Source organism: Synergistaceae bacterium, from assembly GCA_017443945.1.
Lineage (GTDB): Bacteria > Synergistota > Synergistia > Synergistales > Aminobacteriaceae > JAFUXM01.
On record JAFSXS010000013.1, the window covers coordinates 1 to 3,427 of the forward strand.

The following is a 3,427-nucleotide window of genomic DNA, read 5'->3' on the forward strand; positions in this document are numbered from 1 at the left end:
AAACATAATCGCGATCCAGCAGTTAAATAATTAACATTTTTTATCCTCTGACTCTGACTCTGACTCATCATCATCATCATAAAAATGACAGCAACAGCAATATATACAATTTGGCTCCGCATTAATATTATCGCCATAACCATATTTAGCAGCCATTGCAGCAACGCCTATGAGCATACCCAATAAAGCACCGCCCATGATACTCACAAAAACTATTACAGCTTGCATAATTATTCATTCCTTTCTAGCAATATCCGCCATACATAATTATATACTGCGTGAAATTCAATAACCGTATAAATTTCTCCGTTCAAGCGCAAAATTAAATTACGCCTCAACCCGTCCAGCTCACTCATTGGACAATATAAAATTATACGCGACTTCATAACGCCTTCTGAGTTATTCTGTTCGTCTGAGTCTAATTCAACACCTGACACAGCATTAACTATCACGCTTTTAACTTGATGGCCGTCAATGTCGTTAAAGCGCGCAAACTCTGAACCGAAAAACGCAAATTCATCATGCATATCACGATTCACAAAATCAGAGAAAGTCAAACACTTTGCCCGTGCAATTTTTACAAGTTCGCGCGCAAGATCCATTTTCCTAGCAGACCTCTTTTAACACAAACCAGCTGTCCAAATCTATTGGCATAGGACAAGGACGACTCGAGACGCTGATATGTTTTATAGGCGGGTCGACTTCACTCCATGTGCGCGGGACAAATTCGTTCATTTCCGTTACATACTCGCCAGTTTTAGAGTCAATGTAAGTTACTGCACCATGAAGCATATAATTTGACTCACGGGCACTTTGCAAAATCGCGCAGTCAACGTCCAAATAAGGCAGTGAGTCATTACTGGCCTCATCATAATAAAACTCGTTGTAGCTGTAAATGTCGCAGAAAAGTCCGGGAATCGCGATTCTTCCTAAATATTCGACTCCGTCTTCAAGTTCAGCGGGTTTAATTTCTCCGACATCAACTCGGCGCAAATCAAGTAATTTCATGATTTTGTTGTTATTCATGAATGCTTCTGCAGCGTTTGTCCCTAAAATTAACATGTTGGGATTAGTTCCGTTTTTGCGAAGTAATGACGCTTTCTCGCGCAACTTTGCTAGAATGTCATAACTTGCGCTCCATTTGTCTGCAGCCTGAGTCGTCTCGATATTAGCAAACCCGAAGTCTAACACGTCATTCAATCCGGGTGCAGTGATATTCAATTTTCCGTCCTGTTTTACACGCGCGCACATAAATTCTTCACGTCTTGCAATTGAGTCTAATAACTCGTTTAAATCATTTGCTGCGATTTTTGCTGCACGTTCATCCGGGCTTATTCCGGAGTTATAAGGCATTTCACCCAATAATTTCATTGCAAGAGTGTCATTTGTGATTACCCGCGAAGGAGAAATTAACGGCGTATGATAAGTCTTGACTTCATAACCATCACGATTTAACACATTGCTTGATAATCTGGGATTTGAATACGGCGCTAATCTTCGTTTGTTCGCGTAAAACTCAAAGCTAACAGTTTCAGTCGGAAAAGTTACAGTCTCCGAGAAAAAACGCGATTTAAAAAATGTCTTGACGGGATTAACTTTTTGAATTACTCCGCGTAAAGTTTTGGGATCATAAAAATCTGTCATGTTATATCACCTTATTTAGCCTTCCAGTTAAATTAATATGATTCTGTGAGTGCGCAAATTATTTCTGATTGCGTCGATTAATGCTTCATGGGAGTCATTTTCTGTCTCGTACGCGAGTATAACTTTATCTGCTTTGAACGTGCCTTCATAATAGCCGACAGTTAATGCAGTCTCGCCCGCATTGAGTGTTATATCATCAGCCAATATCATGCAATCTTTATTTTTTGTGCCTGCTGCTGTTGCGGGGACAAAGTCATTATTGCTGCCCTCTATCATAAGTAAACCGCGTTTGTACTCGCCTGCTTGAGTTATCGAAATTGGAAATCCTGAAAACGTGCCCGCGATTAACTCATCACGAGTCTGAATGCCAGTTGATTCACATAATTTGCGTTCATAAAGAGTGCTTGTGCTTGGGGTCTCATTGTCTGCCATAAAAAATTACCTCCTTGATTACAGTTTAAAACTTTTTGCGTGTTTGAATGCCCGTTGTTCTTCCGGAGTCAAGTGTGTTGCTTCATACTCGGCTTGTTCTAGTTCGCGTTCTTCTGCTTCTAGTTCTGCGTCGATTCTGTCCTGTTCGATTAATGAGTCAATCAGCTCATCGGTTATTTCTCCGCCTTCACGTGATTGTAATTCGCCGTTTTCGTCATATTCGAATGTCCGCAAAACTTTGTAAGTTACTCCGTCTCTAGTGATTTCGTTTGCCATTGATGAAGCCTGCCATTAATTTAATTGCTTGTTCATGTCTGTCCTGCACTTTTTCTTTGACGGGCAAGAAATTTATTGCGGGAGTATTTATTTTATTTTCGGGCTCCGGGTCTTTATTGATTAACTCGTCTGCAAACCCTAATTCTTTTGCGGTCTGGGCGTTCATGTAAGTCTCTCTGTTCATGAGATCAATAATAGTTTCACGCGCGAGTCCTGTTTTAGATTCATAAATGTCAACCACTGAAGATTTGAAAATTTCGAGGACTTCTGCAGCTTTCTTGAACTCGTCAGAATCGCCGAACACACACGTAATGGGATTATGAATCATCATGCATGAACCGGGGCACATGATAATTTTATTTCCGGCCATAGCTATAATGCTTGCTCCCGACGCGCATAGACCTTCGACTCTAACTTGAATATCAACATTTAAACTTTTCAATAAATTATAAATTGCGATACTCTCGAACATGTCGCCGCCTTCTGAATTTATGTGAATGACGATTTGCGAAAGATTTTGACTTGATTGTAACTGCGATAATAATTTGCCTGCGCTCATTCCGAAAAGTCCATCATGCTCAATCATTGAATAAACGTAAATATCTTGAATTTGAGTATTTGACTCTGTCTCGGAATTTGCATCATTTCTAATGCGTGTCATATACATAATATCACTACCTTTCGGAAATATATTTTATCAGATTATCGCTGCAAATGGCGCATTAATGGGATAGTGAGTGTATGTTTGTTATAATTCCAGAAAAAAGGGGAGATTTATTATGAGTGAGTCAGAATATGTCCGCAAAGATTTATATGATTCAAACATGCAGGAGATACGCGCATTAATGGCAGCGAGTGAGGCCAGGCACGAAAAAATTGCTGCTGATTTACAGGCCGATTATAGAGTAACAAGCACTAGACTTGACAACATAGAGAGAACTATAAATTTAATGTTTTCGCGTTTAAGTTTTCTGGTTGGCGGTATAACTTTATTTTTCACTGCTGTATCTATTATTATTGCATTGTTGAAAAAATAATATTAATTCCCGCTGCAAATGGCGTGTTACTGGGTGGG

7 protein-coding genes are annotated in these 3,427 nt (G+C 39.7%); 1 reads left to right on the top strand and 6 read right to left on the bottom strand.

What is annotated here, in order from left to right; all coding sequences use genetic code 11:
• Window positions 1–30 precede the first annotated feature (30 nt).
• From IJT21_01550 to IJT21_01575, 6 genes are read right to left on the bottom strand one after another with little or no spacing between them, the layout of a single operon-like run.
• The gene (locus tag IJT21_01550) at window positions 31–228 is read right to left on the bottom strand and encodes a hypothetical protein (protein ID MBQ7576932.1); all 198 of its coding nucleotides are present in this window, start codon (window positions 226–228) and stop codon (window positions 31–33) included.
• 2 nt (window positions 229–230) lie between these two features.
• Window positions 231–602, bottom strand: a complete 372-nt coding sequence (locus IJT21_01555) for a hypothetical protein (protein ID MBQ7576933.1) — start codon at window positions 600–602, stop codon at window positions 231–233.
• Between the two features lie 4 nt (window positions 603–606).
• Window positions 607–1,644, bottom strand: coding sequence for a major capsid protein (locus IJT21_01560; protein MBQ7576934.1), 1,038 nt, complete (start codon window positions 1,642–1,644; stop codon window positions 607–609).
• Between the two features lie 27 nt (window positions 1,645–1,671).
• A complete protein-coding gene (locus IJT21_01565; GenBank protein MBQ7576935.1) occupies window positions 1,672–2,076 on the bottom strand; it encodes a hypothetical protein in 405 nt (134 codons plus the stop codon).
• Between the two features lie 18 nt (window positions 2,077–2,094).
• The gene (locus IJT21_01570) at window positions 2,095–2,352 is read right to left on the bottom strand and encodes a hypothetical protein (GenBank protein ID MBQ7576936.1); all 258 of its coding nucleotides are present in this window, start codon (window positions 2,350–2,352) and stop codon (window positions 2,095–2,097) included.
• Complete coding sequence (locus IJT21_01575) at window positions 2,333–3,013, bottom strand: Clp protease ClpP (protein MBQ7576937.1); 681 nt, start codon at window positions 3,011–3,013, stop codon at window positions 2,333–2,335. The genes IJT21_01570 and IJT21_01575 overlap by 20 nt, the downstream gene beginning before the upstream one ends.
• Window positions 3,014–3,131: 118 nt before the next feature.
• Between IJT21_01575 and IJT21_01580 the strand changes: the two genes are divergently transcribed.
• A complete protein-coding gene (locus IJT21_01580) occupies window positions 3,132–3,389 on the top strand; it encodes a hypothetical protein (protein MBQ7576938.1) in 258 nt (85 codons plus the stop codon).
• The last annotated feature ends 38 nt before the right edge of the window (window positions 3,390–3,427 follow it).

What these genes read in the sequence shown, in the direction of transcription:
- IJT21_01575 (MBQ7576937.1), bottom strand. Translation starts at nt 3,013, where the DNA reads ATGACACGCATTAGAAATGATGCAAATTCCGAGACAGAGTCAAATACT.
- IJT21_01580 (MBQ7576938.1), top strand. Translation starts at nt 3,132, where the DNA reads ATGAGTGAGTCAGAATATGTCCGCAAAGATTTATATGATTCAAACATG.
- IJT21_01565 (MBQ7576935.1), bottom strand. Translation starts at nt 2,076, where the DNA reads ATGGCAGACAATGAGACCCCAAGCACAAGCACTCTTTATGAACGCAAA.
- IJT21_01560 (MBQ7576934.1), bottom strand. Translation starts at nt 1,644, where the DNA reads ATGACAGATTTTTATGATCCCAAAACTTTACGCGGAGTAATTCAAAAA.
- IJT21_01550 (MBQ7576932.1), bottom strand. Translation starts at nt 228, where the DNA reads ATGCAAGCTGTAATAGTTTTTGTGAGTATCATGGGCGGTGCTTTATTG.
- IJT21_01570 (MBQ7576936.1), bottom strand. Translation starts at nt 2,352, where the DNA reads ATGGCAAACGAAATCACTAGAGACGGAGTAACTTACAAAGTTTTGCGG.
- IJT21_01555 (MBQ7576933.1), bottom strand. Translation starts at nt 602, where the DNA reads ATGGATCTTGCGCGCGAACTTGTAAAAATTGCACGGGCAAAGTGTTTG.